At 63.3% G+C, this 14039-nt stretch carries 17 protein-coding genes; 8 read left to right on the top strand and 9 right to left on the bottom strand.

What is annotated here, in order from left to right:
- Positions 1-21: 21 nt before the first annotated feature.
- Both QU44_RS08260 and QU44_RS08255 read left to right on the top strand, forming a co-directional pair.
- Positions 22-1629: a flagellar hook-length control protein FliK gene (locus QU44_RS08260; protein ID WP_033921474.1), complete on the top strand. Its 1608-nt coding sequence runs from the start codon at positions 22-24 to the stop codon at positions 1627-1629.
- Positions 1630-1641: 12 nt separating this feature from the next.
- The gene (locus tag QU44_RS08255; protein WP_033921472.1) at positions 1642-2310 is read left to right on the top strand and encodes a flagellar hook assembly protein FlgD; all 669 of its coding nucleotides are present in this window, start codon (positions 1642-1644) and stop codon (positions 2308-2310) included.
- A 305-nt stretch (positions 2311-2615) separates the two neighbouring features.
- Here the strand turns inward: QU44_RS08255 and QU44_RS08250 are convergent, their stop codons facing one another.
- From QU44_RS08250 to QU44_RS08220, 7 genes are all read right to left on the bottom strand, one after another.
- A complete protein-coding gene (locus QU44_RS08250) occupies positions 2616-3059 on the bottom strand; it encodes a hypothetical protein (protein WP_052134496.1) in 444 nt (147 codons plus the stop codon).
- Between the two features lie 131 nt (positions 3060-3190).
- Complete coding sequence (locus QU44_RS08245) at positions 3191-3622, bottom strand: hypothetical protein (protein ID WP_231621671.1); 432 nt, start codon at positions 3620-3622, stop codon at positions 3191-3193.
- Between the two features lie 105 nt (positions 3623-3727).
- Positions 3728-4582, bottom strand: a complete 855-nt coding sequence (locus QU44_RS08240) for a flagellin (RefSeq protein WP_033921471.1) — start codon at positions 4580-4582, stop codon at positions 3728-3730.
- A 177-nt stretch (positions 4583-4759) separates the two neighbouring features.
- Positions 4760-5548, bottom strand: coding sequence for a flagellar basal body L-ring protein FlgH (gene flgH, locus QU44_RS08235; protein ID WP_033921469.1), 789 nt, complete (start codon positions 5546-5548; stop codon positions 4760-4762).
- A gap of 28 nt (positions 5549-5576) precedes the next feature.
- Positions 5577-6044 carry a flagellar basal body P-ring formation chaperone FlgA gene (flgA, locus tag QU44_RS08230; RefSeq protein WP_033921468.1) on the bottom strand — a complete coding sequence of 156 codons (468 nt, stop codon included), beginning with the start codon at positions 6042-6044 and terminating at the stop codon, positions 5577-5579.
- A gap of 1 nt (position 6045) precedes the next feature.
- Positions 6046-6828 carry a flagellar basal-body rod protein FlgG gene (gene flgG / locus QU44_RS08225; protein WP_033921467.1) on the bottom strand — a complete coding sequence of 261 codons (783 nt, stop codon included), beginning with the start codon at positions 6826-6828 and terminating at the stop codon, positions 6046-6048.
- 39 nt (positions 6829-6867) lie between these two features.
- Entirely contained in the window at positions 6868-7608 is a 741-nt protein-coding gene (locus QU44_RS08220; RefSeq protein WP_033921466.1) for a flagellar hook-basal body complex protein, read from the bottom strand.
- A 143-nt stretch (positions 7609-7751) separates the two neighbouring features.
- Between QU44_RS08220 and QU44_RS08215 the strand changes: the two genes are divergently transcribed.
- The 4 genes from QU44_RS08215 to QU44_RS08200 are packed head-to-tail and all read left to right on the top strand — an operon-like array spanning position 7752 to position 10433.
- Positions 7752-8282 (top strand): flagellar basal body-associated FliL family protein, encoded by a 531-nt coding sequence (locus QU44_RS08215; RefSeq protein ID WP_033921465.1) that lies wholly within the window; start codon positions 7752-7754, stop codon positions 8280-8282.
- Positions 8279-9295, top strand: a complete 1017-nt coding sequence (gene fliM, locus QU44_RS08210) for a flagellar motor switch protein FliM (protein WP_033921463.1) — start codon at positions 8279-8281, stop codon at positions 9293-9295. The genes QU44_RS08215 and fliM overlap by 4 nt, the downstream gene beginning before the upstream one ends.
- Positions 9292-9876, top strand: a complete 585-nt coding sequence (locus tag QU44_RS18490) for a hypothetical protein (RefSeq protein ID WP_197054276.1) — start codon at positions 9292-9294, stop codon at positions 9874-9876. Before fliM ends, QU44_RS18490 begins: the two co-directional genes overlap by 4 nt.
- A complete protein-coding gene (locus tag QU44_RS08200; RefSeq protein WP_033921461.1) occupies positions 9873-10433 on the top strand; it encodes a MotE family protein in 561 nt (186 codons plus the stop codon). Before QU44_RS18490 ends, QU44_RS08200 begins: the two co-directional genes overlap by 4 nt.
- Here QU44_RS08200 and QU44_RS08195 read toward each other — a convergent pair.
- Positions 10430-10816 carry a hypothetical protein gene (locus QU44_RS08195; RefSeq protein ID WP_033921460.1) on the bottom strand — a complete coding sequence of 129 codons (387 nt, stop codon included), beginning with the start codon at positions 10814-10816 and terminating at the stop codon, positions 10430-10432. The genes QU44_RS08200 and QU44_RS08195 overlap by 4 nt on opposite strands.
- Positions 10817-10912: 96 nt before the next feature.
- Between QU44_RS08195 and QU44_RS18190 the strand changes: the two genes are divergently transcribed.
- A complete protein-coding gene (locus tag QU44_RS18190; protein ID WP_156141032.1) occupies positions 10913-11119 on the top strand; it encodes a hypothetical protein in 207 nt (68 codons plus the stop codon).
- Positions 11116-13005 carry a hypothetical protein gene (locus QU44_RS08190; RefSeq protein ID WP_033921458.1) on the top strand — a complete coding sequence of 630 codons (1890 nt, stop codon included), beginning with the start codon at positions 11116-11118 and terminating at the stop codon, positions 13003-13005. Before QU44_RS18190 ends, QU44_RS08190 begins: the two co-directional genes overlap by 4 nt.
- Before the next feature lie 123 nt (positions 13006-13128).
- On the opposite strand, the gene QU44_RS08185 is transcribed toward QU44_RS08190, so the two are convergent.
- Positions 13129-14037: a flagellin gene (locus tag QU44_RS08185; RefSeq protein ID WP_033921457.1), complete on the bottom strand. Its 909-nt coding sequence runs from the start codon at positions 14035-14037 to the stop codon at positions 13129-13131.
- Between the last annotated feature and the right edge of the window lie 2 nt (positions 14038-14039).

Here is a 14039-nt window from a genome sequence, read left to right as displayed (position 1 = left end):
CGTCCGGCGGAAAGGCCCTGCATGACTGGCGCAATCGATACGGGAATGTCGCCCTTGTTACCGCTGCAATCGATGCCGACCGCGAATGCGGGCGCAGCGGCTGATAGCTTTCGTCCGGTGGTCGATGCCTTGCTTGCGGCAACACCGATGCCGATGCCCGAATTTCATCAAGGGCTGGCGCAAATGCCGGCATCGTCGATGCCGCGCAATCTTCAGCCATTTCCGGGAATCGAGGCGCATTTGGCTATCTCCGAGCCGGTCGCGCCGATGCCGAGCGCTGGCGACCAGGCGGATATGATCGCTTCGTCCGCGTCGGCGTCGAGCGATTCGGCACCGGGCGCGGCTACAGCGCTCGCCGGTGCCTTGCCGGGTCCGCAGCCCGCAATGCCCAATGCGGATTCTGCCGCCGCGTCGAGCGATCCGGCATTGGACAATCTTGCGGAAGCCGAGCCGCTGTCTACCACGGAAACGGCGACAAGCTCGGTTTCGCAAGCGGCCCCAGCTTCTCAGAAGGCAGGCGAAGCTGCGCCGATGGTGATGTTCGCGCTGAATGGAGCCGCAACTTCGGCTCCCGCCGCCGACGGGGACAAGGTTTCGCAGCCTTCGCGCAATGAAGCCGCTGAACGTCCGCCAAGCCAGCGTTTGACGCCTGCGGTGCCGATGGCAGTATCCGAGCCGCCGCCGCCGCCGCCGCCGCCGATTCCGATGGCATCGCCCGCATCTTCGCCGGTGGTCCTGCAAAGCCTGATGGCTTCGGCATCGCCGATCGCGATGATTCAGTCGAGCGAAGCCGAATCGGTCGCCGTGGCGCCGGAGATCGACGAAGCGCCAGCCGCGCTGCCGGGCGAAGCGGGTGCGGCGACGTCGTTGCTGGCCGCATTATCGATCGCGCCTGAGCCTGTACGGGCGATGGTGGCACCCGAAGGCGATACACGCACTTCAGGCCAGGCGGCCGTATCGGCGACGTCGATGGGATCGACCCAGCGCGACGCCCCTGCAGCTAATGACGAGGGGTTGCCTGTCGATAGCTTTGGCAGTCTGGTCGAATCAGGGGCGGGGCCGGGCATTCCGGGCGACGGCCCGCGACCAAGTGCAACGCCGGGCGCAATGGGCGGCATCACCGCCGCCGCACTGTCGCGGCCCGATACCAGCCAGCCAGTCGCGCCGTCGCAGCCGAATTTTGCCGCCGAACCTGAAATCGTCGCGCGTGCCGGTCGATTGGGGCAATCGATGGGTGTCGAAATCGCAAATCGGCTGGCTGCCGGCGGCGAGGAACTGGTCGTCCGATTGGTGCCTGCGGATATGGGCAGGATCGAGGTGCGGATGACCTTCGACGACCGCACCGGGCTGAGGGCAGTGATCACCGCCGACAATATGGCGGCGCTTGACATGCTTCGCCGCGAAAGTGGCGATCTCAGCCGATCGCTTAGCGATGCCGGCATTCGCAACGACCCGCAAAGCCTGCGCTTTCAAAGCGATGGCGGCGGCGGCAACGGCCAGCCGCGCAACCCCTGGTTCGACCGCGATGGCAGATCGCCGCGCGGCGCATCCGAAGGCTTTGCCGACGATGCGACCCCCACTCCCTACCGAGCGATCCGCACCAGCGGGCGCTACGATCTTTTGGCATAGGAAAGGCCGATCATGACGATCATCCCCAGCACCGCGACCAGTGCGATCACCAACCCTGCCGCCGCCGCGCCAAACAATGTGCTGGGCGCGGAATTCAACATGTTCCTGAAGCTGCTGACGACTCAGATGCAGAATCAGGATCCGCTGAGCCCGATGGACAGCACCCAATATACCCAGCAGCTGGCGCAATATTCGCAGGTCGAACAGACCGTGCAGCAGACCGCGACGCTCAAGGACATCCTTGCCCGGCTATCGACGCAGGATATGTCGCAGGCGGCGGGCTTTATCGGCAAGGAAGCGGTGTTCGCCTCATCGGTGTCGGGCCTGGGCAGCCAGCCGGCAAGCTGGGCCTATACCGCCACCGGGCAGGTGAGCAGCGGTACGGCGGTGGTTACCGACGCGACGGGCAAGGTCGTGCTGTCGCGTGCGCTCGATGGCGGTGCAGCGGGCGGCAAGATTAGCTGGGACGGCGTGATGGCCGATGGCACCAAGGCACCCGCAGGGGCCTACACCCTGTCGATTCGCGCGATCAATGCAGCGGGGGCCTCGATCGCAACGACGATCACCAGCTCGGGCACCGTCAACGACGTCAGCTCCAAAAATGGTGCTCTGTCGCTGGGCGTGAATGGTGTATCGCTGCCGATCAGTGCGCTGATCCGCCTGGCTGAAGCTACAAATTAAATCGCACGGTACGGCGTAAAAACACGATCGATCTGCAAAAGATACTGCTGTTCACGCTATAATAATAAAGAGGACCGAAGCACGCCCCCCTTCGTGACTTCGCCTCCCCCCAACCCTTGGGTTGTGGTCGTTCAGGCAGGAAGGACAGATCTTCACATCTGTTCTTCCTGCTTGCATGACAAGTTAACTTGGTTCAGTGCGCACCGCGCCGCGAACCTGGGGTATCACCCATAAAAAAACCCGGCCGTTACGCCGGGCAATTATCATCCTTCATTTCGCGTCACCGGTGTCTTTCCGGCGCCTGCTTAGTTGGGCTGTGCCCCATCTTGCGGTGTGGGCGTGGCGCAAAGTGCGGTCGCGACCGGACGCCGCGCGAGCGCTGCACGCCAGGGGCCGCGCTCGACAGCCGGCTTCCAATGCTGGGGGATCGCATCGGCGATTTCGATACGTGACGGGCAACCCTGCATGCTGTCGATCCAGAAATCGTCCATGATGCAGCCGGGAAGCGCGGTCGGCTTGGCAACGGTTGCGATGCATTCTTCGACTGCGGGATCCTGCTGCGGCCCGATCACGTCGATCACATCGTCCAGGGTCATGCCGGGCGCGCTGAGCAAGCGGGCGGCAGCGGCCACCCACAATGCCTCGACGTCGCGCACAGCGATCGTCAGGTTCACGCGATATTCCGGTTGCGGATGTTCGGAGAAACCGAACGACTGCGTCTCAAGTCCGCTACGATTTTCCCAGTTCACGCCGGTCTCCGTTTACCTATCAGCAGCATCTTGTTGCTACCTTGGTTTCATTCGCTTTTTTTGAAGCCGTCAACTATTGCGTAATTCCCCGTATGAGGGTTTTTGCGGTAGTTGGGGCTATGGTATAAAATCTACTGCAGGCGATGCCCTGCCCGGCGGCTGAGTTCGCGCGAGTGCGCGATCACCACCGACAGCTCGGCATATAATCGGTCCCAGAACGGGGCCGGAATTTCGAATGGCGGCACGACATTGCCTTGTGCCAGGACCAGACATACTTTTTCGGTCTGGGCAAGGCTGAAGCGGGAGGCAAAGGCGCCGTCGACCGTTTCGTCGGGCAGCGGATTGGGCAGTGCCAGCCGTGCTGCGATGATGTAGCCGCACAATACTTCGGTGCCATAGCCGTCCAGCGCCGCCTGGGGATAATGTTCGCAATCCGGGCGCTCGAACAGCACCAGCGCACCCGTAGGATGGGCCTCGACGCTGATCCTTAGGCGTGAGCCAAAGGCGTCGGTAATCTCGCGAACTCTGGGAAACACGCCGAACCCCTCAAACTGTGCCGGCATTGCGCCGGCAAAGGGACGTTGCCCCGACGATCTGGAAAAAAAGGGCCGGGATGAAAATCCATCCCGGCCCCGAGACGCCCATTACTTCTGGGCGCTCGCCGAACCTTAACGGAACAGCGAAGTGATCGTCTGCGGTGCCTGATTGGCGATCGACAGTGCCTGCACGCCAAGCTGCTGCTTGACCTGAAGTGCCTGAAGACGCGCCGACTCCTTGGCCAGATCGGCATCGACAAGATTGCCGATCCCCGATTCGATCGAGTCAGACAGCTTGCTGGTGAAGGTCGACTGCGCATCGATCTGACGCGAGGCCGAACCCAACGAGCTGAGCGACACAGCAAGGTTGGTCTGGGTCGTGGTCAGCGTGTCGATCATCGCAGTGGCTGCGGCGGTGGTGCTGATGTTACCGCTTGCACCGACCGTGATGACCGAGCCGCCCAGGTCGAGACCCTGGTTGGCAACCGACAATGCGTCGGGCTGATAGCCGGCCGTGGCCGCGTCACCATCCTTGAGCGACTGAAGTGCGCTCACTGCGCCGCCGCTTGCCTTCAACAGGTTGGTCCCGTTGAATTCCGATGCGTTGACGATCGTGGTGATCTGATCGCGCAGGGCCGTGAAGTCCCGGTTGATGCCGTCACGCGATGCCTGATCGACCCCTGCGTCAGCAGACTGATAGGCCTTGGCCTTCATCTGGTTGACGATGTCAGAAATCTGTTCTGCACCTGCGATCGCAACGTCCGTCACGCTCTTTGCGCGTGCCAGCGACGACGTAACCGACTGAAGACCGCCAAGGTCGCTACGAAGGCTCTGGGCGGTGGTGTAGGCTGCCGAGTTATCCTTGGTCGAAGCCACGTTCATGCCGGTGGTGATCCGGTTCGAGGTCGTGTTGAGTGCCTTCGTCGTTGAAGTCAGGCTCTGCAACGCTGCCATTGCGCCGGTATTGGTGTTGACCGAAAAACCCATGATTATTTCCTTCTGGAAAAAAGGCCGCTTCTGCGACCTGAGCCAGAACCGCTGGCCCGCGGCGACCCGGAGAAACTTCCGGCCCGCCCTTCATTGTGGAAAGAAATATAGGACAACCCAAATTGGGGCGGGTTTTTATTTCATCGTTAACGCGGGTTTACGGCACTCGGCGCGGCATCAGAACGGGAACAGCGCGTCATAGATTTGCTGGCCCCAGCGCGCCTGCTGCGCGTCGGTCAACTGGCCGCGCCCGCCATAGCTGATCCGTGCCTCGGCGATCTGGCTGTGGCGGATGCTGTTGTCGCGGCCGATGTCTTCGGGCCGGACCATGCCCGACACCACCAGCTCACGCAGTTCGAAATTGACCCGCACTTCCTGCTTGCCGCGGATCAGCAGATTGCCGTTGGGCATGACGCCGACCACGGTCGCTGCGATCGTCATGTTGATCGTCTCGCTGCGGCTGGTGTTGCCGGCACCGTTGGACTGCGAGGTCGAGTTGGTATCGACCAGCCGGGCCGGGTTGACCGCCCCCGGCAGCGCGTTGGCCAGCGGCGTTTCTAGCCCGAGCAGCGCGGCGATTCCCGATTGCTCGGAGCCGCTGCGCGTCCGCGTCGTGGTGTTGTCGACCGCCGCCCGATCGGAGATGTTGATCCGAACCGTGACGATGTCACCCATCCTCCCCGCGCGCTGATCGCGAAAAAAGGCGCCGGCTCCGGTGCGGAACAGCGACGGGCTGGAACCGGTGGCAGGTGCGTTGGCGGTCATTCCCCCCGCCATCCCGCCGGGCGCGCCGCCATTGGCCAGAAAGCCCGCGCTGCGAAGGCCCAGCGACGGTTCGACCGAAGGCATGGCCATTTCTTCGGCCGGCGACAGGCGCGGAGCCTTGCCGACCGCTTTCAATCGACCGACGGCGCCGCAGCCCGATAAGACGGTGGCGAGTAGCACGAGCGGGATGACAGTCTTCATTGCAAGTCCTTTGGTGCGCCGGAGGCGCTCAATTCGGCGACACGCGCACGGTGCCCGTGCCATCGACGACGCCGTCGAGGGTCCGATTGGTCGAAAGGCTGACGATGCGGACGAAATCGCCCGCCGCGCCGTTGCTCAGCGCGCGCCCGGCGGTGGTGATCGACAGGCCGCCATTGCGGAGCAGGATCGTGATCGGTTCGCCGCGACGAACGAGTTGCGGACGGATCACGTCGCTGGTCCGCACGATCGCGCCCGCCGCCAGCGACCGCGAGGCTTCCATGCCGACAATGTCGCGCAGCGGCGGTGCCGCGCGAAGCTGCGCGCGCGGTATTTCCTGTTCGACGAAATCGCCGGCGGACAGCAAATCGCCCTTGGCGACCGCGCGATCGAGCACTGGCACGGCAACCATATCGGCGGCGGGGGCGGCAGGCGCGGTTTGCGCCTGCGCTGTCAGCGGCGTCAGCGCCGCCAGCCATATCAGGGCGATGCGGTGCATATCAGCGCAACTGGCTGGTCGTGCCCAGCATCTCGTCGGCGGTCTTCACCACCCGGCTGTTCATTTCATAGGCGCGCTGTGCGGTGATCAGCGCGGTGATTTCGCTGACCGGATTGACGTTCGATTGCTCGATGAAGCCCTGTATCAGCGTGCCGAAGCCGGGTTCGCCGGGAGCTGCGATGATCGGCTGGCCCGATGCTGCTGTTTCGAGGAAAGTATTCCCGCCCAGCGCCTCGAGGCCTGCTTCGTTGACGAAAGTGGCGAGCTGCAACTGGCCGACGGTTTCGGGGATCGGGTTGCCGGCGATCGTGACCTGAACCTCGCCGATCTTCGAAACGCCGACCGAAAGCGCGCCCGGTGGTACGATGATGCCCGGCTGCACCGGATAGCCATCGGAGGTGACCAGCTCGCCCTGGTCCGAAAGCTGGAATGAGCCGTCACGGGTATAGCCGATGATGCCGCCGGGCATGATGACCTGGAAAAAACCCTGCCCCTGGATCGCCAGATCATAGGGATTTACCGTCTGTGACAATGCGCCCTGTTCGGCAATGCGATAGACGCCGCCGGTCTTCACGCCCGCGCCGATCTGGATACCGGTCGGCAGCCGGGTTTCGTTGCTCGATGCGGCGCCTGCGCGCGCGACCTGCTGATACAGCAGATCCTGGAACTGGGCGCGCTGCCGCTTGAATGCGGTGGTGCTCATATTGGCGATGTTATTTGAAATGACGTCGACATTGGTCTGCTGGGCCAGCATGCCGGTGGAGGCGATCGATAAAGAGCGCATGGACTACCTTTCAAGAAATAGAAGACAGGAAAGCAGAATTCAGGTGAAGCGGCCCAGCCGGCTGATCGCGTTCTTGCGCAATTCTTCCATGCCCTGGGTAAGACGCTGGCTGGATTGATAGGAACGGAGGATCTCGACCATCGCGGTGGTCTCGACGATCGGCTGGACGTTCGATCCCTCGACGCCGCCGCTGACCAATTTGGTCTCCCCGGCGGCCAGGATGCGGCCGCCAGCGGCGGTCATCAGCCCGTCGCCGCGCGGCGAAACCGCCGCTTCGTTCTCGAAGACGGTTACCGCTAGGCGGCCAAGCGGCCCTTGCGATCCGACGACCGATCCGTCGGCACCGATGCTGAGATTGCCGAGTTGGTCGGGCGGCACATTGACTGGTTTGCCATTGGCATCGAGCAGGCGTTGTCCCCCCGCGGTCGCCAGATCGCCCGACAATAGCACCTTGACGAAGCCTGCCCGCGTATAAGCGGTGCCTTCGGGGGTTTCGACCGCGAGATAGCCGGGGCCATCGATCATCACGTCGAGCGGGTTGCCGGTCGGCTGGAACGCGCCCAGCTGGACGTCATGGACGGCCCCGTAATCGAGCACATAGGATGTTTTGCGGGCTGACGGCACCGCATTTTCGCCGCTGCGCTCGACATATTCATGGAAGACCGGCTGTTCGCGCTTGAAGCCTACCGTGCTGGTATTCGCCATGTTGTTCGCCGTCACGTCCAACCGGCGACGCAGCGCCTGTTCGTGGCTGAGCAGCACGTAGGAGGAGATATCCATCCGTCTTAGCTTCCTAAAATAATCGTCGGCCAAATGGCGCTAGGCAGAAATTGCCGCCCGCTCATCCTATATTAGAGGGGAAACGCACGAACGAGGCGACGTCGCGCAATTTGCGGCGATCGGATCGACCGAAAGGGAAATCATTGTCCGCATCTGAACCCGCTGCCGAGGCGATCATCGAAGCCACTGATCCGGATGCCGCGCCGCCGGCAAAGGCTTCGCGCTTCGGCAAGCGCACCCTGATTATCGTCGGTGTCGTCGTGCTGCTGCTGCTGGCAGCCGGGGGCGGAGCCTTTTTCTTCCTGGGCTCAGGCAAGTCGGGCGAGACCGCCGAGGTCGAGGCCGAGGTCGATAGCAGTTCAGAAGAAGGCGTAGCCTATGTCGAGGCGCCGCCGATGGTAGTGAACCTTCGCGGCTCGGACGATACGTCGCGCTTCCTGAAGATCCGCTTCACCTTTGTCCCGGCGTCGACCGCGGCGGGTGAGAAAATTACGACGAAGCTGCCGTTGATCATCGATTCATTCCAGCCATTCCTGCGCGAATTGCGTCCCGAGGATCTCGCGGGTTCGGCGGCGGTGTTTCGCGTCAAGGAGGAAATGCTGGTTCGCGCCACCGAGGCGATGGGGCCGGGCGTGGTCAAGGACATCCTCATTCAGGACATGATTCAGCAATGAGCGATGATTTCATGGATTTCGAAATCGCCGCACCGGCTATGTCGGTGGGCGATGGCGATGCCGATGCCTTTGATCAGGCAAGCATCGACGCGATGTTCGGCGGCGGCGCGACCGTCGCCAAGAAGAGCGGCCTGAAGGCCGTTATCGAATCGAAGGTCATCAGCCACGAACGGCTGCCGATGCTCGAAGTGGTGTGCGAACACATGGTTCGCAGCTTTGCTACCAGCATGCGCAACCTGACATCGGACGCCATCGACGTCAGCCTCGACGAGTTGACCTCGATCCGCTTTGGCGAATTCATGGGCCGGCTGGCGCTGCCGTCGATGATCGGCGTGTTCAATGTGGTCGAGTGGGACAATTACGGCGTCATAACCGTCGAATCGAGCCTGATCTATGCGGTGGTCGATGCCTTGCTGGGCGGTCGGCGCAGCGGCGGGCCGATGCGGATCGAGGGCAGGGCGTTCACCACGATCGAAACCACGCTGGTTTCCAAGATGCTCGAACTGGCGCTCGCCGACCTGGCAGTAGCCTTTGAGCCGATCGCGCAAGTGGGCATCATGCTGGAGCGGATCGAAACCAACCCGCGCTTCGCCGCGATCGCCGGGCCGACCAACATCGCCGCTGTGGCGACGTTTCGCGTCGATATGGAAGGGCGCGGCGGCAAGTTCAGCATCCTGTTGCCCTATGCCACGATCGAGCCGGTGCGCGAAAAGCTGCTCCAGCGCTTCATGGGCCAGAAGGTCGGGCGCGGGAACATCTGGGAAGAGCATATGGCCAACGAGCTGCTCAAGACCGAAGTGACGATCGATGTGGTGCTGGGCGAAAAAGTGCTGCGCCTGGAAGATGTTCGCGGATTTGAAGTGGGCCAGACGATCACGCTGGATACCGCGCCCGACGATCCGCTGGAGATACGATCGGGCAGCGTGCCGATGGGGCTCGCGCAGATCGGCCAACGCCGCAACAACATCGCCGTCCGTCTGCTGGCCGACATGTTCAAGGAACTTCCGCGATGAACTTCTCGATCCTGACCGACATCCTGACCATGATCTTTTGCAGCGCGGTGCTGGTGCAGAGCGTTCGCCTGATGCGCTATTTGCGCGCGATGAAGGAAACCGATCTCGCATCGATGGTCGCGGCGCTCGATACCGCGACGGGCGAGGCAAAGGCGGTGCTGGCGGATTTGCAGCGCACGCTGCGCGTCGATTGCGCCGCCAATGCCCGGGCGATCGCGACCGGCACCGCGATGCGCGAGGAGCTGACCGTGATGGCGGGCATCGCCGACGCGGTCGCCGAGCGGATCGTCGAGGCGGTGGAGCAGACCAAGCAGTGCCCCGCACCTCTGCCAAAATCGGCTGCCAAGGCGGAAGGCAAGACAGAGGTCAAGGTTGCGGCCAAGCCCAAGGCCGAGCCGGTGTCCCAAGCCAAGCCCGAGCCGGCAAGCGAGCCTTCGCCTTCGCCTGCGCCCAAGCTTGCGCCTGCACCCAAGCCGACCCCAATGCCAGTTGCCGCCAAGCGGATACCGCGCGTACAGCGTGAAACGCTGGCGACCAAAAGGCTTGCGGCACGAAGCCTTGTTGAAGGAACACCGGCATGAGCGGCAGGCCCTCGTTGCTGATGGTGACCGCGATTGCGGCGATGCTGTCGACCGTCGCGCATGCGGTTAGCGTCGCGTCGCAAGATGCGGTGCCGACCCGGTTGGGCAATGCGATCAAGGAAGATGTCGCCACCCGCGACCGGGCGGTGGCGCAGCGTGCTCGCGCCTTGGCGCTTCGCGAAAAGGTGGCAAAGGCTGCCGAAGAGCGGATCAAGGCCGATATGCGAAAGCGGCAAGAAGCCGATGTGGCGGACGCAGGGGCTGCCCCCGATGCCGCGAATCCCCGAGCAGTCGAAGGCGCGCAATATGACGAGCTGGCGCGCATTTATCAGGCGATGAAACCCGCCAAGGCTGCGATGGTGTTCGAGCAGCTTGACATGGATGTGCAGATGAAGGTCGCACAGCGCATGCGCGAACGATCGACCGCGCTGATCCTGGCGGCGATGAGCCCCAAGGGTGCCGCTGAGCTTAGCATGTCCCTGGCGCGCAAGACGCCAAAGAAGCGGGAAGTGTCCACTGCCCGGCCAGCGCGACCGGGCGAGCGGCCGGCAACCTAACCGGCGGATACCTCGACGATAAGGATGTCGGCGACGTCCTTATTCTCGGCCTTCAGCGCAGTCGTCAGCTCAGCGCGCAGTCGCACGGCATCTACCGGCGCACGGGCTGAGGCATAAAGGCGAGCAAATTCAATCGTGCTGCCGATGGTGGCGGCGCGCAACGCTGGCAGGCGTTCGGTCAGCCGGACCAATCCTTCGGCATCGTTGGCCGCCAGCACCAGCTTGACACGCAACGCCCCTTCAATCTGTCCCAATCCGATGATCGGCACGACGACGGGAGCCAGCGCGACCAGCTGCGGCGGCAGTTGTGAGGGGGCCGCGCCGTCAGCGGCCGATCCACTGAGCGCGACGGTCGCGACCGCTGCTGGTGACAGCAGCTTCATCAAAGGATTGGCGATGGGACGAACTCCGCACACGCAAGGCACAATACCCGGCGCTGTTCCTATAATAGAGGGTTACCGATTAACAGGGAATGTCGATTGAGTCAGAACCAAAGGCCGCGTCGTTCGGTGATGATCGATTCACCGATCGACATGCCCGTTGCCACCAATGCCGCAGACACAAGCTTGGCCCCCGTCGAAGCGGAGCCGGCTGCCCCCAGCCGGCTGTTGTGGAAGCTGCTGTATCTGGCCGCCTGCCTTGGCGGCGGGATCGCGGTGGCACTGATGCCGCAGGGTCCGGCATGACCATTCCACGCCGATTTGCGTTGGCCTTTACCGCATTGCTCGGTTCGACCGCGATGCCGATCGAGACGGTTCGTGGTGATGTCCCGGCCAAGGCGGCAGCAGCCGAAGTGCCGGCCCCAGTCCTTGCCGATGCAGAGGCCGCCTCCGAACCGGCCAAGGCAGTGCAGGCTCCCAAACGGGCCGGGCCGCCCTTGCCCCCGTTCGCGCCGCAATTGTCGAATCGCAAGCCGATCATCGACAGCACCGGATGGAAGTTTGACGGGCAGGGCACCGGCTGGGCCGATCTGATCGCCGCCAGACCATCGAATCGGCAGGCGGCACGCTGGGCCTATGCGACCCGTCAGATCGCGCTTGGCCGGGGAGCAGAGGCGATCGGCGCGCTCGAGGTGATGCGACAGGATGAGCCCGATCTGGTGCTGGTGCCGGCGTTCGAGCTGGCGCTGGGGGCAGCGTTCACCCAGCTGAACCGGCCATCGGCGGCGATGGCGGCACTGACCGCCGAAGCGCTGCAAACCAATGCCGAGGCATGTGCCTGGCGGCTGCTGGCATTGGCGCAGGGGCAATTGGCCGCGCAGGCACTGGGCCAGCTACGCTGCGCGTTGCCGGCGCTGAACACCCGCAATGTTGCCAAGCGAACCCCGTTTCTGCTGGCTGCCGCCGGCGCAGCGGCACAGCTTGGCCGGCCCGAGCTTGCCGAACAATTGGTGGCGGCGATGCCATCGACCGATGCCGCCGCAAACCTGGTTCGCGGCAGAGCACGAATAGCGCTTGGCCGCCGCGCCGAGGGACGGTTGCTGCTGGCCCAGGCGCTGCAAACGGGGGACCGTAGCCAGAAGCTGGATGCCGAAATAAGCTTGTTCGAGGATGCTGCCGTCCAAAAGCCGCTGGACGGCAAGGCGGTTGCGCGGTTGCGCGAAATTGAGTTTGTCTGGCGCGGCGGCGACGTCGAGCGTCGCGCGCTGCAACTGAGCCTTAAGGTAGCCCAGCAGGCCGGCAACGTGCCGCAAACGCTGGCCGCCGGCGCTGCATTGTTCCGCTATTTCAATGGCGGGCCGGATCGGGCCGGACTGGCCATCCAGCTTCAGGAAACACTCGGCAAATTGCTCGCGCCCGAAAACCGGATGCCGCTGGATCAGGTGGCTGGACTGTATTGGGACTATCGCGATTTGTCGCCCGCCGGTGCCGATGGCGATTTGCTGGTGATCCAGTTCGCCGATCGCTTGCAGGCCGCAGGCGTTTATGAACGCGCCGCCGAATTGCTCGACCATCAATTGCGAACCCGCGCGCGCGATATTGCCCAGGGGCCGTTGTCGGCGCGGGTCGCGACGCTGTTCATCCTTGCGGGCAAGCCCGATCGTGCGCTGTCGGCGATCCGGGATACCGAAGAAAACGGCTATCCCGACGACATGCTGTGGGCGCGCCACCGGGTCGAGGCGATCGCGCTCGATCAATTGGGCCGGTTCAACGAAGCATTGGCGGTGTTGCAGGACGTTCCCGATGGCGGCGCAATCAGCAACGAACTGCATTGGCGGCGGCAGAATTGGGAGGCGCTGGTAGCGTCAGGGCCGGCAATCGGCACCCCGGCTGCGATGACTGAAGTTGGCCAAGCGCGTATTCTGCGCCAGGCAGTGGCACTGGCGATGCTGGGACGCGAATCCGACCTTGGCGATCTTCGGGTACGGTATGGTGCGGTCTTTGAAAAGCTGCCGACTGCGGCAGCATTCGCGGCGCTGACCGCGGCGGTGGGCGATGTCGACCCCGCGACGCTGAGCGCGGCAATGGCGGCGATCCCGTCAGCCAGCCCGGCGGGTGACCTGGCCGACCTGATCGACGCCGCTCCACAAGGGGCCAATACAACCATGGCTGCGGCAACGGGCAAGCCATAAAGCGCCAGCATCAAAGCATGGGGCGCAAAGGAAAAGGCGCGAACCACTCCCGGTTCGCGCCTTTTCCTGTTTTTGATACCGACGGCTTGGCGGTGGCCGGTACGACCGGCCACCAATCAGGCGTCAGCGTAGATAGTTGCCAAGGCTCAAGTCGGCGAGCTGCGCGAACACCGAATAGCTTGCTTGCAGTATCGTCTTTTGCTGCGCCAGATCGATCGCGACTTCGCCAAGGTCGGCGTCTTCGTTCCTTTCGATGATCGATTTCATCAGCAACGATCGATCAGCCGCGCGGGTGCCCAGCGTTTCGACCTGCGCCTGCTTGCGACCATTTTCGGCATTCACGCTGCGCAGATCGACCAGGCCGGTATCGATCTCTCCGGCGGCCTTGGCCATCAGCGCGACCTGCGCGTCGGTGGGTGCGCCGATGATTGGGCCAAGCTCGGCAAGCGTCTGAAACGCAGTATATAATTTCGTGCCAATGGCATTGGCGGTCACGCCATATTCGACATCTACGCCATCGGAAAGCCGCACCGATGCCGTTACATTGTCATTGACGAACGCGGCAGAGGCGGGGGTGCCGATGGTATCGGCCAGGGTGTTGGGCAGGAATGGCGGGCCATCGGTCTGGGCACCGCCGAACAACGATACGCCGCCGCTCGATGCGTTGAGCGCGTTGCGAAACTGGTTGAACGCGGTTGCGATCGCTTCGGTCACGCCGGCACCTTCGCGCGTGCCGATCGCAGTCAGCAGATCCTGCTTGAGCGTGTTCACCGTGGTTTCCATCGTGCCCATGTTCGCATCGTTTAGCGACAAGGCGGTGCTGACCTGTGCCGATGCAGTTTTATAGGCGTCCTGTTGTGCGAGCAGCGACCGTGCGGACAAGTTGCGCACCGCCTCGGTACCCAATGAGGCATAATCGGGTGCCTTTTTGCCGGTTGCCAGCTTTTGCTGGGTTTCGGCCAGCAACTGCTGCGATCGCTGGATCGCGATGTTCATGCTGCGCTGAAGCGGAATGGTGGCGACGCGGGACATGG

The sequence above is a fragment of the Sphingomonas sp. 37zxx genome, from assembly GCF_000786205.1.
Lineage (GTDB): Bacteria > Pseudomonadota > Alphaproteobacteria > Sphingomonadales > Sphingomonadaceae > Sphingomonas.
Note: the sequence above shows the minus strand (reverse complement) of the source record. Positions and strands in the feature narration are given on the sequence as shown.

Coding starts and splice junctions, on each gene's coding strand:
- flgH (WP_033921469.1), bottom strand. CDS start 5,548: ATGAAGACTGTCATCCCGCTCGTGCTACTCGCCACCGTCTTATCGGGC.
- QU44_RS08255 (WP_033921472.1), top strand. CDS start 1,642: ATGACGATCATCCCCAGCACCGCGACCAGTGCGATCACCAACCCTGCC.
- QU44_RS08240 (WP_033921471.1), bottom strand. CDS start 4,582: ATGGGTTTTTCGGTCAACACCAATACCGGCGCAATGGCAGCGTTGCAG.
- fliM (WP_033921463.1), top strand. CDS start 8,279: ATGAGCGATGATTTCATGGATTTCGAAATCGCCGCACCGGCTATGTCG.
- QU44_RS08245 (WP_231621671.1), bottom strand. CDS start 3,622: ATGCCGGCACAGTTTGAGGGGTTCGGCGTGTTTCCCAGAGTTCGCGAG.
- QU44_RS08195 (WP_033921460.1), bottom strand. CDS start 10,816: ATGAAGCTGCTGTCACCAGCAGCGGTCGCGACCGTCGCGCTCAGTGGA.
- QU44_RS08190 (WP_033921458.1), top strand. CDS start 11,116: ATGACCATTCCACGCCGATTTGCGTTGGCCTTTACCGCATTGCTCGGT.
- QU44_RS08220 (WP_033921466.1), bottom strand. CDS start 7,608: ATGGATATCTCCTCCTACGTGCTGCTCAGCCACGAACAGGCGCTGCGT.
- QU44_RS08185 (WP_033921457.1), bottom strand. CDS start 14,037: ATGTCCCGCGTCGCCACCATTCCGCTTCAGCGCAGCATGAACATCGCG.
- QU44_RS18490 (WP_197054276.1), top strand. CDS start 9,292: ATGAACTTCTCGATCCTGACCGACATCCTGACCATGATCTTTTGCAGC.
- QU44_RS08260 (WP_033921474.1), top strand. CDS start 22: ATGACTGGCGCAATCGATACGGGAATGTCGCCCTTGTTACCGCTGCAA.
- flgG (WP_033921467.1), bottom strand. CDS start 6,828: ATGCGCTCTTTATCGATCGCCTCCACCGGCATGCTGGCCCAGCAGACC.
- flgA (WP_033921468.1), bottom strand. CDS start 6,044: ATGCACCGCATCGCCCTGATATGGCTGGCGGCGCTGACGCCGCTGACA.
- QU44_RS08200 (WP_033921461.1), top strand. CDS start 9,873: ATGAGCGGCAGGCCCTCGTTGCTGATGGTGACCGCGATTGCGGCGATG.